Raw genomic sequence first — 20142 nt, forward strand, 5'->3', positions numbered from 1 at the left:
CCCCCGCGGGAGAGGGCCAGGGAGAGGGGGTATTAATCACTCCCAAAAAGATCCCTTGTATAAACCTTCTCATCCACATCCGCCAGCACCTCACTCCGGCGGTTGGCGATAATCACATCCGCTTCCTGTTTAAACGCCTCCAGATCGCGAATCACCCGGGAGTGGAAGAAGGTGTCCTCCTCCAGCTCGGGCTCATACACAATCACCTCTATGCCCTTGGCTTTGATGCGCTTCATAATGCCCTGAATGGCCGAGGCGCGGAAGTTGTCGGAGCCGGATTTCATCACCAGGCGGTACACACCCACCACCTGCGGTTTGCGGGTGAGGATGTCATCGGCAATGAAGTCTTTGCGGGTGCGGTTAGCATCGACAATGGCGCGGATGAGGTTGTTGGGAACTTCTTCGTAGTTGGCCAGCAGCTGTTTGGTGTCTTTGGGCAGACAGTAGCCACCGTAGCCGAACGAGGGGTTGTTGTAGTGATCGCCAATACGCGGGTCCAGGCCCACGCCGTCGATAATCTGGCGGGTGTTCAGGCCGTTGCGGGCGGCGTAGGTGTCCAGTTCGTTGAAGTAGGCCACACGCATGGCCAGGTAGGTGTTGGAGAACAGTTTGATGGCTTCGGCTTCGGTGCTGTCGGTGAACAACACAGGCACATCTTCGCGCACCGCACCCTGCTTCAGCAGCCCGGCAAACACCTCAGCCCGTTCCGAGCGCTCGCCCACAATAATCCGCGACGGATGCAGGTTATCGTGCAGCGCTTTCCCCTCACGCAAAAACTCCGGCGAGAAAATAATATTGTTGGTTTCAAAACGCTCGCACAGCTCTTTGGTATACCCCACGGGCACCGTGGATTTAATCACCATCACCGCGCCGGGGTTAATGGCCATCACATCCTGAACCACAGACTCCACCGTGCTGGTATCAAAATAGTTGGTTTTGGGGTCGTAATCCGTGGGGGTGGCAATCACCACATAATCCGCCCCAACGTAGGCCTGTTCTTTATCGAGCGTGGCGTTAAAATTGAGGTCTTTATTGGCCAGAAAGTCGGAGATATCCGGGTCCAGAATCGGGCTCTGGCGCTTGTTAAGAAGCTCAACCTTCTCTGAATCAATATCCAGAGCAACCACTTCATTGTGCTGGGCCAGTAACACTGCGTTGGAAAGGCCCACGTAGCCGGTGCCGGCGATGGTGATTTTCATGGTTTATCCTGTTGGTTCTGTGTGCCTGCTTATTGATAGAGCTACTGATTTAGTGGCCCCCAAAGCTTTACTCTCGTAGCCCCCTCTCAACTAACGTTACGCCCTCCCAACCCACGCGCTTAACCAAGTCTGCCAAGCCCGGGCTTTTGTACTTTACGGTTTCATCTTCCCAGCGCTGCTTAACGCTTGCATGCAGCAGTGGCTCTACCGTACGTACATGCTTGCGCCCCATGGCCCGGTAAAAGCCCTTGTACTCATTATGCATACGCCCCGCATAATCGGGATTAAAACGCTGCAACAAATACGGCTCCAGCGCCAGGCCGTGCAAGTCGGCTTCATCGGCCATCCACACACCGGCCAGGTCCCCCAGCGAATGGTCCGGATAGCCGCCGCCAATATCAGTATGCACGCCGGCAAACCACACCTGCTGCACATCCACTCCGGCTTTGGCAGACCACAGCGTTGGTTCAAAATCCTGGCGTTTCTCATCAATCGCCACCGCATGGCGGGCATGGTTAATAATGCTGCTGGGCTCGGTATCGTGAAACAGGTAGCGGTCTGTGCCTAATGTTCCCAAAAACGGCGCGGGAATACCCAGTGCGCCCACGGTATCAAACACACCAATGAAATGAATGCGGGTAACATCGGCTACCGCGTAGGCCTCCCGAAACGCGGCCGCCTTGCCCTGCCCCGGCGCTGAGGTTCGCCTGCGGTTGCGGTAAAGAGCGTAGGCCTCAGCAATTTTATCGGCATGCTCTCCCCGGAGAATGCCACAGTTACGAACCAGCCCTGCCAGCGAGCGCACAGTGTAAGCGCCACGGCTAAAACCAAACAAGTACAAGGCATCGCCTGGCTCGTAGTTATGAACCAAAAAGCGATAACAATCCTGAATGTTCTTATCCAGCCCCTTACCGGTAATGCCACCGGAGAGCCTGTCACCTTCCGAGCCTACACCCCAGTCATAAAACACAACCTGCTTGTGGCCTGTGGGGGTTTCAGGGGCAATACTGCGGGCCAGCCGCAATACATGGGTGGCCGAATCCGATTCCGGCGATTGCCAGGTGCCGTCTGAACAGATGATGATGTTTTTCATTTTCGGCTCCTATTCCTTGGAGTTGATACAAAATACTTTTGCCCGCGAAAGCTCTTTACTTCAAATCACTCAAAAACTCCGTAAACGCCCCACCCAGCTCAGGATGCCGGCGGCCGTAGGTCACAAACGTCTGCATATACCCCTGCTTGTTCCCACAATCGTGCGAGCGCCCCTGAATGTGGAACGCCTCCACCGGCTCGTCGTCCATCAGCATGCCGATAGTATCCGTCAGCTGAATCTCGTTACCGGCGCCCGGCGGGGTTTTCTCCAGCAAATCCCAGATACGGTTGGACAGCACATAGCGGCCCACCACAGACAAATTGGAAGGCGCCTCATTTACCGGCGGCTTTTCCACAATCGCCTGCATGGCCGCCGAGTGGCCGGCTTGGAGCTCCGAGCCGTTGGTGTCCACCACCCCATAGCTGGAGACCTTCTCCATGGGCACGGGCTCGACCAACACCTGGCTGGCGCCGGACTCGTCGAAGCGTTTAACCATGGCCGCCAGGTTGTCGCGGGACAGATCGGACTCGTAATCATCAATCAACACATCCGGCAACACCACGGCAAAGGGCTCGTTACCCACCGCCGGGCGGGCGCAGCTGATGGCGTGGCCCAGGCCCTTGGCTTCGCCCTGGCGTACGTGCAACAACGTGACATCCGCCGGGCAGACACGCCCAATAACTGGTGCTGGCACACGGTACTGGCATCCACACCCAAGCCCTCACACAACCAGGCCAACGCGGTGCGCACGTTAAAACGGGTATCGGCCGTGGTGAAGGATTTGGAGGCCAGCACCACCAGCGTGGTGGCCGGGTTCAGCGATTGCATCAGCGGCAACAGCTGAGCGCCGTCCATGGTGGACACATAATGCGCCCGCACAAACCGCTGGCCCTGGGTGTCGCCCAACACTTCGCTGACCAACTTGGGGCCGAGGTCCGAACCGCCGACGCCAATGTGCACGACATCGGTAAACGCCTCACCGGTTACACCACGCCACTGGCCGGAATGCACCTGGCGAACCAACTCAGCCAGCTTTTCACGCTGTTGCCCGCAAAGCGACACCGTCGGGGCCATGCCCTCAGGCGCGGCAGCATCCGAAGGCCAGCGAGCGGCCATGTGCAGCGCCGCTCGGTTTTCAGACACGTTGACGGGCTCACCGGCAAACAACGCGTCTCGCGTTTGTTCCAGGCCGATACTCTCGGCCCATTGCGTGAGCAAGTCGAGGGAGTTTTCCGTTAGCCGCTGTTTGCTGAAATCCACCTGAAGTGAGTGGAAACTAAACTGCAGGGCCTTGGCGCGCGCCTGACTACCCTCACCGCACAACAACGCATTTAAAGACGTCTGCCTCAGACTGTTGGCGTGTTGGTGGAGGACGTCCATGAGGCCTTGTTTACCTTCCCGCGAATCCTTTTGCTGTTGAATCATGATCTGGCCGGGCCTTAATCGCTTCCAAACAAATCGCGGGTGTACACTTTCTCACTCACGTCTTTCAGGTTCTCGCTCCGGCGATTGGCCACAATCACATCCGCTTCCTGCTTGAAAGCCTCCAGGTCGCGCGTCACACGAGAGTGGAAAAACTCGTCTTCGTGCAGTTCCGGCTCATAGACGATGACCTCGATCCCTTTTGCTTTCAGGCGTTTCATCACCCCCTGAATGGCCGAGGCGCGGAAGTTGTCGGAGCCGGATTTCATCACCAGGCGGTATACGCCCACTACCTGCGGTTTGCGAGCCAGGATGTCATCGGCGATGAAGTCCTTGCGGGTGCGGTTGGCATCCACAATGGCTTTGATCAGGTTATTGGGCACTTCTTCGTAGTTGGCCAGCAGTTGCTTGGTGTCTTTGGGCAGGCAGTAGCCGCCGTAGCCGAATGACGGATTGTTGTAGTGATCGCCGATGCGCGGGTCCAGGCCTACGCCGTCGATAATCTGCCGGCTGTTCAGGCCGTGCCGGGCCGCGTAGGTGTCCAGCTCGTTGAAGTAGGCCACGCGCATGGCGAGGTAAGTGTTGGAAAACAGTTTGATGGCCTCGGCCTCCGTGCTGTCGGTGAACAGCACCGGCGCATCTTCCTTCACCGCCCCCTGTTTCAACAGGTTGGCGAACACCTCAGCGCGCTCCGAACGCTCACCCACAATAATGCGCGACGGGTAAAGGTTGTCGTGCAGGGCTTTACCTTCACGCAGAAACTCCGGCGAGAAGATGATGTTGTTGGTTTCGAAGCGCTCACACAGCTCTTTGGTATAGCCCACCGGCACCGTGGATTTAATCACCATCACCGCGCCCGGGTTAATGGCCATCACATCCTGAATCACCGACTCCACGGTTTTCGTGTTGAAGTAGTTGGTCTGCGGGTCGTAATCCGTCGGCGTGGCAATCACGACAAAATCCGCGCCCTGATACGCCTGTTCTTTATCCAGCGTGGCGGTGAAGTTCAGCTCTTTATTGGCCAGAAAGTCGGAAATTTCCGCATCAATAATCGGGCTCTTGCGGTTGTTCAGCAGCTCGACTTTCTCCGGATCAATATCCAGAGCAACCACTTCGTTATGCTGGGCCAGCAGCATGGCGTTAGACAGGCCTACATAGCCGGTACCGGCGATAGCGATTTTCATCTAATACTCCTATTAATCTTTCCCTGGTACGCGATCCCCAGCACCCTGGCCAGCCACAGTCATAAAAATGTACTTAAAGTAAGCGCCCACTGTCAGGTTCTCCAGCATCTTCTGGTCCGTCTCCGCCAGCAACACAGGTGTAGACATATCGATATCATTCACCTGCGCCAACCCGGTAATACCTGGCCGGGCAGCCAACACACCACGCTGCTCACGCTCGGCAATAAGCTCTTCCTGATTGAACAAACAAGGCCGGGGCCCCACCAGGCTCATTTCGCCTTTCAGCACATTCCACAACTGCGGCAACTCATCCAGCTTGGTACGGCGAAGAAAGTGCCCGAAAGGCGTAATCGCACTGGCACTGGCCAGGTGGCTGGCGACAGAGGCGGTGTCTTTTTTCATGGTGCGGAACTTCACCAGAGTGAACGGCTTTTTGTTGCGCCCTACCCGCTCCTGTCGAAAAACCGGAGAGCCGGTATCGAAAAAGCCAATAACCACCAGAACCAACAGCACCGGGAAGCCGAACAGCAAACCAAACAACGAAAAGAAAAAATCAAATAACCGAATCAACATTCATTCTCCGAAACAAAACAACGCCGAAGCCCGTCCTCCACCGACAGTGGCGGCTCCCAGCCCAATAGATTACGCGCCTTGGAAATATCCACCTGCAATGAACCCAGCAAACGCTGGGCAACGGCTTTCTTACCCAACAAACCGGCACCGAACGTCAGCATACCTGCAGGCACGGGAATCAGCCGGGCAGGCTTACCCATGGCCCGGCCGACGCCCCTAAGTAATTCAGTGGTGGAAACATCCTGGCCATCACCGGCAAGGAATACCTGGTTCGCCGCAGCGGGGTGATCAATGCACGTAATGATTAAATCAACCAGGTTGTCCAAAGCCACGAGTGAACGCTTGTTGTGAATGGCGCCCAGGGGCAGCGGCAACCCTTTCTCAACTAACTTGATCATACTCGCGAAGTTGCCCTTTACACCTGGCCCATACACCAGAGGCGGGCGAATGATGACAACCTCCATCCCGGTTTCAGAAGCAATCTCATGCAGGCCAGTCTCAGCCTCCAGCTTGGAAACACCATAGGGATCTTCAGGTGCCGGCACATCCTCAGCAGTAAAGGGTTTGCCCAAGGAAGTCTGTTCACCGTTAACCTTGATTGAGCTGATATAGATAAAACGAGACAGTCCCGCTTTCGCAGCCTGGCGGGCAAGATTAAGCGTGCCTTCTACGTTAACTTTGCGGTACTCCGCCAACGGGTCTGGCAATTCATCTTTCATGATATGGGCGCGGGCGGCGATATGAACAACAGTAGTTTGCCCAGCCAAAGCCTCACACCAATCAGTTTCCTCACTCAATTCTTTGACAACAACCTCATTGCCACAAACCGCACTATCCAACCGTCGAACGGCACACGTCAATTTAAAATCGCCTTGCTCATCAACCTGACGAGCAAGGCGTTTACCAACAAACCCGGTGGCACCTGTCAGCAAAACGTTCACAGGGTCCAACGCCTTTTATCCTCGTTCACCTAAAACTCCTCTGTAAATCTGCAAGTGCTGGTCGACAATTTTCTCAATGGCGAACTCTTCCTCAGCCAAGACTCTGCCGGCCGCACCCATTTTTTTTCGGAGCTCTGGCTGCTCCACAAGAGTTTGAATAGCATCAGCCAAAGCGATTGAATCCTTCACAGGCACCAGTAAACCGGTTTCGCCAGGAGTAATTGCGTCACGGCAACCTGGCACATCGGTTGTTACAACCGCACGCCCACAGGCAGCAGCTTCTACAAGGCCTTTTGGCAAGCCTTCACGGTAAGAAGGCAGACATACTATATTCGCTGAGGCATATTGTTCCGCTATATCCGAACGGAATCCTAACAGCTCTACGGCTCCCTCCTCTTCCCATGCATCAAGCTCTGCTTGAGTAACACTGCTCACGTTACCTGGGTCCGAAGAGCCAATCAGTTTCATATCAACAGCAACACCACGATGTCTTAACTCGCGGGCAGCCTCTACAAACTCAAACACCCCTTTATCTCGTAACAGCCGCGCTGCCATGACAACGACAATTTTTCCTTCAGGCTCTGGCAGATAGGGATATTCGTGAAGAGACACGCCCGACCCGCGAATCATGCGGGCATTCTGCTCGGACAGTGCACCTATAGACAGCAACGTATCTCTGTCGTCCGGATTCTGAAAAATGACTGCCAGACTCTTTTGTTGAAACGCCGCTGTGTATAACTTGCCTATCAGCCAACGACGCGCTTTCCCAAGCGGCGACTCCGCAAGGAAGACCGTCCCCAGTCCCGATACAGCAGAAACCACTCCAGGCACCTTTGACAAACGAGCTGCCAACCCACCGTATAAAACGGGCTTTATCGTAATCAGGTGCGCAAGATCCGGCTTAATCTGTCGAAAAAGCTTCTCAAGGCTAACCAGTGTTCTCAACTCCACAATCGGGTTTTGCCCACTTCGGGCGAAACTCACAACATGGTGGTGAAAGCCTTCCGCTTCAATCTGACTAACTGCTGCCCCATGGGCTGAAGCAATGTGCACTTCATAACCCGCCTTCTTTGCAGCAACGGCTAATTGCAATCTGTGCGAGAGAAAGAACTCGGGGGCATTAACAACAAAAAGTATCTTTTTCTTGGAGCCAGCCAATCCGTTGTTACCCTACATTCTGGATATACCAAGGCATAGCCTTAGCAATCCCGTCCATAATCCGAAACTCCGGCGCGTACCCGAGTTTATCAGCCGCCTTACTAATATCTGCCTGAGAGTGCCTTACATCCCCTGCCCGGAAATCACGATACACCGGTGATTTCTCATACGGCTTGCCGTTTTCAGCCAGTGCCGACTGCAGGGCATGGAAAAGGTCGTTCAGTGTGGTGCGGTCGCCCACGGCCACGTTGTAGACCTCATCTTTGGCTTCAGCGGATGCCGTGGCTGACAGCAAGTTGGCCTGCACAGCATTTTCTACAAAACAGAAATCCCGGCTGGTTTCACCATCGCCGTTGATAAATACGTCATCACCCGAAATCATCGAGGCGGTCCATTTCGGGATGACAGCGGCATAGGCACCATTTGGGTCCTGACGTTTGCCAAACACGTTAAAATAGCGCAGGCCGATGGTGTTAAAGCCATAAGTTTTGGCGAATACATCCGCGTACAGCTCATTCACGTATTTGGTGACAGCGTAGGGCGAAAGTGGCTTACCAATATTTTCCTCCACCTTCGGCAATGCGGGGTGGTCACCATAAGTCGAGCTGCTGGCCGCATAAGTAAAGCTTTGAACGCCAGCATCCCGTGCCGCAACCAGCATGTTGAGAAAGCCCGTAATGTTAGCGGCATTCGTGGTAACCGGGTCTTTTATAGAGCGTGGCACAGAGCCCAACGCCGCCTGGTGAAGAACATAATCCACCCCCTCACAGGCTTTCTCGCAGTCAGTCTGGTTGCAGATATCGCCTTCAACAAACTGGAAACGATTCCACTGCTCAGGCGTGACGAGGTTTTGAACCTCGTCCAGGTTGTGCTGGTGGCCAGTTGCAAAATTATCCAGCCCAACCACTTGCTGATCCAACTTCAGCAAGTGTTCCAGCAAATTCGACCCGATAAAACCTGCCACGCCAGTTACGAGCCAGGTTTTGGGGTTTTGCCTGAGAGTTTCGAGTAGATTTTGATAAGCCGTCATAGTGCCTCGTGAAATTAACCTGTAATTGAATCGCTTCGGAGCTGCACCTTAAAGGCGACAATCCGCCTCACCCAACGGCAAGATGCCTTTCAGGTCATACAGCACACCCTCTGCCGTCAGATAACCCCGAATATCACTGGCACTCATTTCTGCGTACTCGCGGTGCGGCACCGCCATAATCACGCCGCTGTAGCTACCCTGCGCCGGCTTATCGGTCAAGCTGATGCCGTATTCATGCTCCGCCTCGGCGTTATCTGCCCAGCAGTCAGTTACGTCCACCTGACAGCCAAATTCTTCCAATTCTTTCACCACATCAATCACACGGGTATTGCGCAAATCCGGGCAGTTTTCTTTGAAGGTGAAGCCCATTACCAGCACCCGTGCATTAGCGATGGTGTGGCCCGTTTTGATCATGGCTTTTACCAGTTCAGAAGCCACGTAGGGACCCATGCCATCATTCGTACGGCGGCCCGCCAATATGACTTCCGGGTGGTAGCCAATGGCTTGGGCTTTGTGTGTGAGATAGTACGGGTCTACCCCAATGCAGTGGCCGCCTACAAGACCAGGCTTGAACGGTAGGAAGTTCCATTTTGTTCCAGCGGCTGCCAGCACTTCATGGGTATCAATACCCAACTTGGCGAAGATCATGGCCAGCTCGTTCATCAGCGCAATATTCAGGTCCCGCTGGGTATTTTCAATTACCTTTGCAGCTTCCGCGACCTTGATGGAGCTTGCTTTGTGGGTACCGGCGGTGATGATATCCGCGTATAGGGAGTCCACTTCCTCGGCAATTGCGGGAGTAGAGCCTGAGGTGACCTTAGCGATTGTGGTTACCCGGTGTTCCTTATCACCCGGGTTAATCCGTTCCGGACTGTAACCAACAAAGAAGTCTTCATTAAACTTCAAGCCCGACACACGCTCTAGTACAGGCATACACACTTCTTCGGTTGCGCCAGGGTATACCGTAGATTCATAAATCACGATATCCCCAGATTTAAGAACCTCGCCCAAACTCTCACTTGCCTTCACCAACGGAGTAAGGTCCGGCGTTTTATAGTCATCAATGGGTGTTGGCACGGTGACGATAAATATTGTGCAACCTGCGATGTCGCCCAACGAGTCGGTGAACGAAAGCTGGGAAGCAGCGGCCAGCTCCTCAGTAGACACCTCACGTGTATAGTCCTCACTCTTTCTCAGCTCGGTAATACGTTTGGTGCTGATATCAAAACCGACAACGGGGCGTTTTTCACCAAAGGCTACAGCGAGTGGAAGGCCTACGTAGCCGAGGCCTATAACAGCAATTTTTTTCATTTAATTCTCCCTGAACCAGCGCATCAACGTTGCAATGCTTTCTTTAATTCACAACTTCGTATCATTAAAGTTACGATTACTATGCCTGATGTTTACCCAGCACGCCTGACACGCCAACGAGGTGGTGCAAAAGGTTTAAAGATTGACCGAACATGGCAATCCGCGCACACGAACAGCACGAAAATAACAATGAATGGATAGCGATAACGCGCAGACGTTCCATAATTGAATACCACCAGACCGTATATAGACAGCGCGAAAATCATAAATAAAAGCCAGAAAACCAGCTGCTTTGGTACCCGATGCCATGCAGATCGAGCAATTAATGCTAGGAAACCAACCACTGCCAAATTTTCTACCGACTGAATAAGCTGCAAGAAACCTTGAGACTCCCAAGGAAGAGGCTTTAATAAGAAATAAAATCCACTAATCATTCCCTCTTTCACAAACTCCCCAGGTCCCTCAATCAGTTCGAGCTGGTCTGTGACACCACCATCCTCCCTAAACATGGCTGCACGAAAATGGTTCACCAATGGCAACGCTATCGGTGATACAGCCACCAGACCAACCAAACTAATGATCACAGTGAGAATTCCTCGCCACACTGTTACACCCTTAGAGCGGATATCAAGCAACACATAAATCAGCAGAACGGGCATCAAAATGAAAAAGTTTTGGAACTTTATCGCATACAAAGGAACAAAAACCAAAAACATAGGCAACCACCGTCCTTCTCTGCCAAACTGAACGGCCATTACCATAAATACAAAAATAAAGGTATCACGTAGCGAAAGACCTGTGTATAGAGCCATGCTGGGGTAAAGCAAGAAAAACCACATAGATACTGGAGTAAAAACTTGCTTCTTATATAACCAGAAAAAAAGGGCTATCCATAGAAAGGTATTAAAAAAACCTAGGCTAATAGGCGAGACTGCCAGCGGCATAGGCACGAATGACAACAATGCTGCGGCCTGCTCTACATTTCCACCGGCTGCCCAAGCATCTACCACCGACAGATCACCGGCGCGAATTGCATTGAATTGCCGCCAATACTTAAACTGATCAGACATATAACTGGTGGGGAAAAGAAAATCGTTCAAGAAAAAAGGTATGAGGCAATGCAACATCAGTACTAACTGAACTGCGAGCCTAACTCGAAAGAGCTTGCAGCCAAGAAGAACACATAATGCACAGATAAAGAAATTAGGCAAGTCGTAGAATCGCATGCCTAGAAAACCTGCCGACATCACCCAATTAAGATCTGTCATTTCACTAGCTCCAACTGCTTAAGCTGCCGAATGCGCTTTACAGGACAACTGTGTTTCAAGTTTCGAGAGTATCTGCGTGACTCTTCGCTTTCGAAAATAGTGGATAAAAGCCAATGGTTCCAAATACCTTGACAAACCCGGCTGTTAGCCTTGGCAGTTTCCATCAGACAGTGTAGGGCTGGCCTTAGTCGCTGAAGGGCCGACGAGGGACTAGGCTTTTTCGAACAGATTTAACGAGCAAATGGTTACCTCTACGCCAGTACTCAAGATGAACGGCCATATTTGTCTATCCAAACCTTCATCTCTAACATTTTATAGTGGATTCAAAAATATCACGATAACGCTGGACTACGGAGTTTAAACTGAAGCACTCATGCATTCGCTCATGCGCACGCCCACCAAGCTCTTTCAGCCCTGACTGCCCGAGATCAAGAGCTAAAACAGTCCTTTTGGCCAGTGCGCCGGGAGAATCCCCATCAACCACAAACCCCGTATTGCCTACTACCAGAGCCGCGTCACCAACGTTAGTGACTAGCGCTGGAACGCCGCAAGCCATCGCTTCTCCCACGACGTTTGGAAAACCTTCCCCCCACAGAGAGGGCATGACAAGGAGATCAAATGCAGGGTATAAAGTTTCCGGTGTAGCCGTAGGTCGAAGTAGTGTTACGTTCGACGACAGCCCTAGCTCACGCACCGCACTAGCTACTGAGCCATTATTCTCGGCTACGCCTGAGCCAATCATTACACAATGCGCGGACGGTTTTTCTCGAACAACTTCATAAAACGCTTCGAGCCATCCAATGTGGTTTTTCATAGGGTGTGATCGCCCAACAACACCTAATAGTAAGGCATCTGAACTAAGACCTAGTTTGGATCGCCAATGGCAACGGGTTTCATCATCAACACGGAAACGCGCCAGGTCAAACCCATTCGGCAAGACTACCCGCTTGCTTCGAGGATACCCAAGCAACTCATGCTGAGTTGCTGCCACCTCGCTGTTATAAATAACACGAGCAGGCGTTTTCGCTAATAGTTTTCCTGCCTTTATAGCCAGTCGAGTAGTTGTTTTTTCACGCGCAATATCATGAACCGAATGGCGAACATTCCACAATATTGGGCCTTTATGACCTAACAGAGCTGAGAGTGATGCGGCAACATTTCCATGATACATCCAACCCACAACAATATCAGGACGCTCAGTTTTTATCGCTATTCGCAACGCGGCAAGCCAAGCCGGAGAGAAGCTTCGAGTCACACCGCCATGGTACAGATGAACACCTGCCTCTTTTAGCTCATCTGCCATCACCCCTGGCTTAAGCAATGAGAATACCACTGATTCATCTGGCATCCGCGTGACTAAGTTAGCTAGTTGCCGCTCAGCTCCACCTTGGTTCAAGCCAGTGATCACATGCAACACTTTTTTTTTCATACAATAACTAGCGCCCATCTTTTTAGGAAGCCGTAATCGGATTAATCCACCGATTCTTATTAACCCAACAACTCAAAACGTAAAGCTTATACAACAGCCGGCCAGAAGTACCTGCCCCCCAGCCTTTCCCATCCATCCGCTTACGCAACCGCTGAACAACCTCACGCACCCCAGCCTGACTCCACAGTTCGCAGGCATAGATTTCATGGGTTATATCGTCCCAGTTTTGCAGCACTACGGAGCGAGAATCGTAGCTGAAGCCAAGCTTGCCAAGCTCATCCGAATCAAGCCCCAGGCGGTCTTTCAGGATTTTTCGGAGGATCAGTTTGTTTTTGAGAGTGGTGCGGTCAAAGAGGTGTTTTTCCGGGAGCTGTTGAAAGTATTTTGCAATACCCTCATGCGCGAACGGCAGTACTAGGTTTGAATTAATGGAGTCGGAAAAATTCCGTGCCTTTCTCATGTGCATTTCCGCAATGGTCACCGACGAATACACGGATGTTTTCAGATCAAACAAATCCCAATCTGCTCGCGCTAAGCTTTCATGCTTCCAGTGCCCGTAGACATTACTGGCGCCAGAAAAAATCTTCTTTGTGTCGCCCAGGCTAAACCCACTCATACCACACCACTCCGCCGGGGTACGCAGCATAGGGGTCATAACGCTTTCTGATTTAACCAAGTTACGCAACACACTCGCGTTGTGTGCGAATTTAGCAAAAGGCATGGCTTTCAGGTCACGCGTAGTTGGCGGGGTGGTCATGTGGCTATCGTTGCCGCCGCCATCAATCACATTCGCCCCTTTCAGCTCCGGTATCTGGCAGGCGTAGAGTGGATATGCGAGCGTTACGTTGTCTGTACACGGAAAAGGCGCATTCACAAAGTAGTCGTGGATTGCCTGTTTGTGCTCCGACCTGAGCTTGTCTACCTCGTGCAAGACCTGGTGCCTGAAGCCGAGTTGTTTGGCAATCTTCGCGCTAATTTCGCTTTCGTCAACCTTACCCTTGGACTTGTGGGTAATCAGCGTCACCTTGTCTTGCCAGCCAGCTTCCGCCAGCGCCAGGGCGATGCTGTTGCTGTCTTTGCCTGCGCTATGGAACAGAAAACTAGGCCGGGAAGGGTCTATACGGCTGATCGTGGCTTCCGCCAGCATTTCAAGGATCTTGTCCTCGTCCGGCTCCATTTCGCCGGGTGATAACCGATTGCCATTCAGGAATGGGAATTCGTGGGTGAATTCGACCTCTACCTTGCCGTTTTGGGTTGATACCTTGGCTTGATCACCAATACCCAGAATATAGATATCTTCGTAGGCGGTTTTAGGCGGCGGAACCACGCCGCTCTGTAGCAAGAAGGAGACGCCTTCGTTGGAGATGGCCAGTGGTTTGGGTACGCGGGAGTCGTCCAGTAGCTCGGTGATGGACTGGCTGTAGAGAAGGGTTGATTTGTCTTTTGGCCAGTAGAGGTATAGGGGGTGTTCGGCGGCTAGGTCTGATGCCAGATGATATTCCTGACAAATCGATAGATATTCCGATACCATTTAAATCGCACCTTTAATAGATCTTGCAAGATTTATCACCTGAGATGGAAGTAAAGAAACAAAAGACCAAAAACAACAAAATCCAAAATCTTTTTTTGTCCAGAAAAAATGAGAATATAATCTTCCCGAATCAAACCTACCAATTCTGCGAACCTCTAACCAAGCTGTTCTTATGAGCCTGTTAGAATATGACCTCAGAGCTTGCAACTCACAGTCAGTTAGCTCTTCAGATACCTCTGCTACCATTTGCTTATTAATGTCTATACTCGGGACACTACTTTTCGATACACCAACAATATCTCTATAAGAGATAGAACCCACATGCGAAAGCCAAACCATTTCTTTCGCTTTAGACATCAAAACAACCCAAAGATAGAGGTCACCTGACCGATCACAACGACTCTCTGGAAACCAAATAGAGCTTGGCATCAATCTTTTATTTATCACGACAGAGTTGGTGTTATTGGGCCGTCTACCAGATTTACAGAGCTGCAAATATTCTAAAAATGTTATTGTCACGGGATTTGATTTTTGAGACAAAGAGAAGGCATCTCTTTTCCGAACATTTTTAAAATCAGCTATTCTGGCACATGAGAAAAACATGCAATCTGGATATTTGTTAATGCCCTCTTTCATTTTCATTAAATGTTCAGAGTACCACTCATCATCTGCATCTAGAAAGGCAATCCATTTTGCTTTAGCTTCTGAGATACCAAGGTTTCTGGCAGCATATCCCCCTGGTCCAGGCTCATCGCGATAAAAAACTCGAATACGCGGATCGGTAAACTTTGCGACTTCAGCATTACTGTTATCCGTAGAGGGATCGCAAACCACAATCAGTTCAAAATTTGAGAACGATTGGTTAAGAACCGACTCGATAGAACGCGATATGTGCAGCTCTTTATTATAAACCGGGACTATAACACTAAAAAATGGCAGCTCAGGGTCTTGCATTATCACTCACTCAATTTTCTGATTTTTTATCTTTAGATGCAAGGCATTATCACCTCGCTCTAACAACAGCTCGATAAAATGTAGCTCGGTAAGCTCCGCATTACGTACTATAAATACATTCATTGCCATACATCTATGTGTGTTACAGCCGCAGGTCCACATAATCGGCAGGTAACAGGTACTTCAAGTCGTAAAGAATATGCTCACCCTTCCCGAGCTTCCGAATTTCCTCTACTCCCATCGTTTTAAACTGCTTGTGCCCCACAGCCAGAATAATGGCATCATATGCCCCATGCTCTGGCTGTGTCACAGGCGCTATTCCGTATTCCTCCTGAGCCTCAGCCGCCGAAACCCATGGGTCGTACACATCCACTTGTGTGTTGTAATCAGCCAGTTCACGAACAATATCAATAACACGAGTGTTCCGCAGATCCGGGCAATTTTCTTTGAAAGTCAGCCCCATTACCAGCACTCTCGCACCCTCAATATGCAACCGCTTTTTCAACATAGCTTTCACCAACTGAGAGACCACGTAAGCGCCCATGCCATCGTTCAGGCGACGGCCAGCCAAGATAATTTCCGGGTGGTAGCCAATGGACTGAGCTTTATGGGTGAGATAGTAAGGGTCCACACCAATACAATGACCGCCCACCAAACCTGGCCGGAAGGGTAGAAAGTTCCATTTAGTGCCAGCTGCCTCAAGCACGGCTTCGGTGTCTATTCCCAGCTTATTGAAAATCACAGCGAGTTCATTGATCAGAGCGATGTTCAGATCCCGCTGGGTGTTCTCAATCACTTTTGCCGCTTCAGCTACTTTTATACTGCTGGCTTTATGGGTTCCTGCGGTGATGATTTCCTTGTAGAGCTTGTCCACTAACTCTGCCACTTCGGGCGTGGAACCGGAGGTCACTTTTTTGATACTTGTTACTCGGTGTTCTTTGTCACCAGGGTTAATGCGCTCAGGGCTGTAGCCTACAAAGAAGTCCTGGTTAAAGGTCAGGCCGGAGGCCTTCTCCAAAACCGGTACACAGTCTTCTTCAGTCGCACCCGGATAAACCGTGCTTTCGTAAACCACGATGTCGCCCGAATTGAGCGTTTTACCAATGGTTTCGCTCGCTTTAATCAATGGAGTCAAATCGGGCGCTTTGTGTTCTGTGAGGGGCGTCGGGACTGTGACGATGTAAGTGTTGGCAGCCTTCAGGTCGTCTGCATTGCTGGTGAAGCTCAGGCCCGTGGCTTCAGCCAAGAGTTCATCTTCCACTTCGAGCGTGACGTCGCGGCCGTTTCGGAGTTGGTCAATACGGCTTTGATTGATGTCGAAGCCGATTACGCTGCGTTTCTTGCCGAACTCTACTGCGAGGGGGAGGCCTACGTAGCCTAGGCCGATAATGGCTAGGGCTTGGTTATTGGTGGTCATGTAATGTTACTTCGATCAGTTGATGAGAATGTTCCGTATTATTTCGCTTAGCGGCGCCGGTGAGTTGAGGAGCGCAAGTTCTTTTCGAATATCGAAACCTGCCAGCTACTCGTCCAGGTAGGTGGTTAACAATGCTTCCATATTGGCTTGGAAATAACGGCTCACAGGGCATAGCACACACCTCGAAACCGCACCCTACCCAGCATTCGCTGAATCTCGGCATCGAATTTCTTTTGGCAGAAATCCCACTGCTGGGTTACATGGCTTTCCTGGCTGTCCAGTGTAATACCGGCCCGGGACATTAGGCTTTCGCGTTTTTCTGCTGTGTCTTGGGGCTTTCTGCGCTTTTCGTAGAGCCTGAAGGCCTCGTCGAGGGTGCACTGAGGAAAGCTGGTTTTGCTTTGCACACTTTCGGCAAAATCAGCCAGATCATCCGCTGGGAAGAGTTTGTCTCCGCCCTCAAATTCCTCGTGGATTCGTTTCGACTGGTTGCGGCTGTGTTTAAAACGGAAACTGGCCACAGGCAGTGTTTTAACGAAATCCTCACCTGCTCCCAGATGAATAGCATTCGCCCGTTGCTGCTCTGGCCTTGGAAACGGTTGCCAGCCAACGGGCGTGTATGGGATACCGCCATTACCTGGTTTTGCTATGAGAACATCCGGCTGAAGGTGATAAATAACACCGGGTAGCGGGTTCATCCGCATGGGTTCGAATTTTTTGGCCTTGCTGTCCCAACGCTGAGTGGCAAAAAAGCTGGCCACTGAAAAATTACTGGTGATATCCAGGTATTGGGTTGGGAGCCCGTAATGCTGCGCGATGCCATCCAGATCTATACAAATTGGTAGAGGCGCAATACCTCCCCCAGGATTAAAAACGTTACTTCTTAGCCGGGTTATGACCGGGTGGGTTTCCAACGCCTGCTTGAAGTAGGTGGAGCGACACAAGGCAGCAAAAAGCTCGTGGTCTTCCATTACCTCTTTCATCGCTGCTGCTTCAGGTTGCTGCAGTTCCAGCTTTTGAGAAAGAGCTCGGTCATTTATCAGGGTTTACCTAGTGTCGGTGTTCGTTGAGATGATCGCTTCTGATCTTCCTCAGCCAGGGCCGTAGACCATCAGGTTGCTCTGGTAACCCAGCGGGTTGATAAAGGAAAAGGAGGCTGACGCAGTTGTAATTCCGTCACCGATCCAGATAGTGTCCCGAAGGCAGGTAAAACCGGCCTTCGCTGGTGTAGTGATCGTACATATCCACCAAGCTTATATGGTTTCCTTTGTTCTTCCACTGAAAGTGAAGCACCATATCAGAGGTTTTATAGCGGCCGTGGCGCTGTGTGTAAGCAGGAATGCCTATGTGGTAGTGCCACAAGGCATTAGAACGAGCAAAATAATACTCAGGGCTTCCAGACACCCAACTTGGCGCGATTTTTCCCTCATAGATGGAAAAATCTGAGAGCCCATGGATCTGAAATGTTCGTATGAAATCGAGTACTTTGTTTTGGTGTTCTTCTGGAAAATTGCCAAATTCTTGGGCGAACCTAGGCAGGAACTCTACCGTATACTGCACTCACAACATCCTTGTTAAGCGCACTCTCACTGCGCATTAAGGATGAACTGACGCATCTCTTCACGTGAGAGTCCGTGTGGAACTTTAGTCGCTTTGCCGCTGTTCAGGGCCTGCTTCATGCGGGTGCGGTTAATCGGCGACTTCTTTTTGGTGATGCGTTTTGTCGTGGCTTCATCTTTTCCGGAAATAAAGCTCATTGCTGCAACACTCATAGAATCAACCTCAATAGGTGTGTTCAGGTACACATTATAAGCACGGCGCTGAGGTGCTGCAAATATCGCATCAAAACCCCCAAACCACCGGTATCAACCCAACCGCTACACTCCCCACCAGCACCGACAACGGCACCCCAATCCGCACATAGTCCGTAAACCGGTAGCGCCCTGGGCCGTATACCATCAGGTTGGTCTGGTAACCCAGCGGGGTGATAAACGACGCAGAGGCGGCGAACATGACGGCGACGGCAAAGGGGATAAAATTCACGCCCAGTTGTTCAGACACTGCTAGTGCTATGGGGAACATCAGCACGGCGGCGGCGTTGTTGGTGATCATTTCGGTAAACAGGGCGGTTAACGCATACACCATAGCCAGCGCCAGCCAGGGGGTGAGCGGGCCGAAGCCCAGTAAACCACCGGCGACCCACTGGGCAGCGCCAGTTTGTGTCATGGCGTTGCCCAGGGCGAACGAGGCGGCAATCACCACCAGCACCGGCAAATCGACGCTGCGTCTGGCGCGACTGGCGGTAAGGCAGCCGGAGACAATCATGCCGCCGGCGGCTAAGAACGCCGCTTCAAGAATCGACAGCAGGCCGCTGGCACTGAGCAATACCATTACCGCCAATATGCCCAGTGCCCTGGGGGCCTTGTGAAAATCCGGCGGTGTTGAATCGTTTAAGGCGCTCACCAGCAGAAAGTCCCGGCGGAAGCGGTATTGCTCTTCAAACTGGTGGCTGGCCTCCAGTAACAGGGTGTCGCCCATGCGAAAGGTGATATCACCCAGTTTACCCGGCACCCGCTTGCCCTCGCGGGATACGGACAGAATCACGGCATTAAAACGGGTGCGGAAGCGGCTGTCGCGAATGGTTTTATTCAGCGCCGTAAATTCTGGCCCCAGCACCACCTCTACCAGGCATCGCTGGTTGTTCTGTATTGCCAGTTTGTGCACATTACCGTTGGCCGGTTTGAGGCCGTGAATGCGGCGCAGTTCGCTGGCGCATTCCGGGGCGCCTACAAAATAGAGCTTGTCGCCGCCCTGCAATGTGCGGTCTGGCCCTACCGCTGTAAGCAATCGTCCGCCCCGGTCTATTTCTGTCAGGTAACCGTAGGTAAGCGCCCGTAACCCTGCCTCGGCAATGGTCTTTCCCACCAGCGGGCCGGGGCTGGTCACTTCCACCTCAACCCCGTATTCCCGAACCTGGTCCAGTTCTTCCGTTAAGCTTCCCCGGTCGGGCAGCAGTCGATGGCCCACCAGTACCAGAAAAGCACCGCCTACAAGCAATAAGGGCACGCCCACCCAGGCCAGTTCAAACAGCCCAAGATGTATTCCGAGTCGGCTCTGGAGCATGCCATCCACCACCAGGTTGGTGGAGGTACCGATCAGTGTGCAAGTGCCCCCAAGTATGGCCGTGTAACTGAGGGGCAACAGCAACTTGGAAGCGGGAATACCCAGGCGCTGGGCCCAGTCCTGAATGGCCGGGATGAACATGGCCACCACGGCCGTATTGTTCATAAAACCACTCAACACGCCGGTAGGTGCAATCATGCGCAGCTGGGCACCGCGGGGCGTTTTGGGATGGCCCAGCAGTAAGCGAGCAATCCACTGCACGGCCCCGGTTTCTTTAAGGCCTGCGGCCACCACATACAGTGTGGCAATGGTGATTACACCCGGATTGGAAAAACCGGAAAGCGCTTCAGCCGGCCCCAGCACCCCGGTCAGCAGCAATAATGCCAGCGCACTCATCAGCACCAGATCGGCAGATGCCCGGGTAAGCACCAGAGTTGCCAACACCCCGGTTAATGTAAACAGCGTTAAAACCGCCTGCCATTCCATGCGATGAAGCCCGGATCGGGGTT

General features: G+C 52.0%; 19 protein-coding genes. All 19 read right to left on the minus strand.

The features are described 5' to 3' along the window. Positions 1 to 32: 32 nt before the first annotated feature. Positions 33 to 1199 (minus strand): nucleotide sugar dehydrogenase, encoded by a 1167-nt coding sequence (locus tag FFI95_RS10590; protein ID WP_144822357.1) that lies wholly within the window; start codon positions 1197 to 1199, stop codon positions 33 to 35. Positions 1200 to 1266: 67 nt separating this feature from the next. Then, the gene (locus tag FFI95_RS10595) at positions 1267 to 2292 is read right to left on the minus strand and encodes a DUF2235 domain-containing protein (protein WP_144822358.1); all 1026 of its coding nucleotides are present in this window, start codon (positions 2290 to 2292) and stop codon (positions 1267 to 1269) included. A 55-nt stretch (positions 2293 to 2347) separates the two neighbouring features. Then, positions 2348 to 2941 carry a UTP--glucose-1-phosphate uridylyltransferase gene (locus FFI95_RS10600; RefSeq protein ID WP_246069477.1) on the minus strand — a complete coding sequence of 198 codons (594 nt, stop codon included), beginning with the start codon at positions 2939 to 2941 and terminating at the stop codon, positions 2348 to 2350. Then, positions 2833 to 3717, minus strand: a complete 885-nt coding sequence (locus FFI95_RS15485) for a glucose-6-phosphate isomerase (RefSeq protein ID WP_246069478.1) — start codon at positions 3715 to 3717, stop codon at positions 2833 to 2835. The genes FFI95_RS10600 and FFI95_RS15485 overlap by 109 nt, the downstream gene beginning before the upstream one ends. A 14-nt stretch (positions 3718 to 3731) precedes the next feature. Then, the gene (locus tag FFI95_RS10610; protein WP_144822360.1) at positions 3732 to 4898 is read right to left on the minus strand and encodes a nucleotide sugar dehydrogenase; all 1167 of its coding nucleotides are present in this window, start codon (positions 4896 to 4898) and stop codon (positions 3732 to 3734) included. 12 nt (positions 4899 to 4910) lie between these two features. Then, the gene (locus FFI95_RS10615; protein WP_144822466.1) at positions 4911 to 5468 is read right to left on the minus strand and encodes a sugar transferase; all 558 of its coding nucleotides are present in this window, start codon (positions 5466 to 5468) and stop codon (positions 4911 to 4913) included. Beyond that, entirely contained in the window at positions 5465 to 6412 is a 948-nt protein-coding gene (locus tag FFI95_RS10620; protein WP_144822361.1) for a UDP-glucose 4-epimerase family protein, read from the minus strand. Before FFI95_RS10620 ends, FFI95_RS10615 begins: the two co-directional genes overlap by 4 nt. Before the next feature lie 15 nt (positions 6413 to 6427). Then, on the minus strand, positions 6428 to 7570 hold the full coding sequence (locus FFI95_RS10625; protein WP_144822362.1) for a glycosyltransferase family 4 protein: 1143 nt from the start codon (positions 7568 to 7570) through the stop codon (positions 6428 to 6430). A gap of 7 nt (positions 7571 to 7577) precedes the next feature. Further along, positions 7578 to 8600 (minus strand): NAD-dependent epimerase/dehydratase family protein, encoded by a 1023-nt coding sequence (locus FFI95_RS10630; RefSeq protein WP_144822363.1) that lies wholly within the window; start codon positions 8598 to 8600, stop codon positions 7578 to 7580. A gap of 48 nt (positions 8601 to 8648) precedes the next feature. Continuing rightward, complete coding sequence (tviB, locus tag FFI95_RS10635) at positions 8649 to 9911, minus strand: Vi polysaccharide biosynthesis UDP-N-acetylglucosamine C-6 dehydrogenase TviB (protein WP_144822364.1); 1263 nt, start codon at positions 9909 to 9911, stop codon at positions 8649 to 8651. Positions 9912 to 10003: 92 nt separating this feature from the next. Next, positions 10004 to 11179, minus strand: coding sequence for a hypothetical protein (locus FFI95_RS10640; RefSeq protein ID WP_144822365.1), 1176 nt, complete (start codon positions 11177 to 11179; stop codon positions 10004 to 10006). A gap of 304 nt (positions 11180 to 11483) precedes the next feature. Continuing rightward, a complete protein-coding gene (locus tag FFI95_RS10645) occupies positions 11484 to 12608 on the minus strand; it encodes a glycosyltransferase (protein ID WP_144822366.1) in 1125 nt (374 codons plus the stop codon). A gap of 22 nt (positions 12609 to 12630) precedes the next feature. Further along, positions 12631 to 14139, minus strand: a complete 1509-nt coding sequence (locus FFI95_RS10650) for an asparagine synthetase B family protein (protein WP_144822367.1) — start codon at positions 14137 to 14139, stop codon at positions 12631 to 12633. Next, entirely contained in the window at positions 14140 to 15093 is a 954-nt protein-coding gene (locus FFI95_RS10655) for a glycosyltransferase family 2 protein (RefSeq protein WP_144822368.1), read from the minus strand. It lies immediately after the preceding gene. A gap of 142 nt (positions 15094 to 15235) precedes the next feature. After that, the gene (tviB, locus tag FFI95_RS10660) at positions 15236 to 16510 is read right to left on the minus strand and encodes a Vi polysaccharide biosynthesis UDP-N-acetylglucosamine C-6 dehydrogenase TviB (RefSeq protein WP_144822369.1); all 1275 of its coding nucleotides are present in this window, start codon (positions 16508 to 16510) and stop codon (positions 15236 to 15238) included. Between the two features lie 161 nt (positions 16511 to 16671). Then, entirely contained in the window at positions 16672 to 17493 is an 822-nt protein-coding gene (locus tag FFI95_RS10665; protein WP_144822370.1) for an FRG domain-containing protein, read from the minus strand. Positions 17494 to 17686: 193 nt separating this feature from the next. Next, positions 17687 to 18070, minus strand: coding sequence for a hypothetical protein (locus FFI95_RS10670; protein WP_144822371.1), 384 nt, complete (start codon positions 18068 to 18070; stop codon positions 17687 to 17689). A gap of 26 nt (positions 18071 to 18096) precedes the next feature. Further along, entirely contained in the window at positions 18097 to 18282 is a 186-nt protein-coding gene (locus FFI95_RS10675; RefSeq protein WP_144822372.1) for a hypothetical protein, read from the minus strand. A 70-nt stretch (positions 18283 to 18352) separates the two neighbouring features. After that, entirely contained in the window at positions 18353 to 20119 is a 1767-nt protein-coding gene (locus tag FFI95_RS10680; protein WP_144822373.1) for an SLC13 family permease, read from the minus strand. Positions 20120 to 20142: the final 23 nt, after the last annotated feature.

The organism is Marinobacter piscis, from assembly GCF_007671655.1.
In the GTDB taxonomy this organism is placed as follows: Bacteria; Pseudomonadota; Gammaproteobacteria; order Pseudomonadales; family Oleiphilaceae; genus Marinobacter; species Marinobacter piscensis.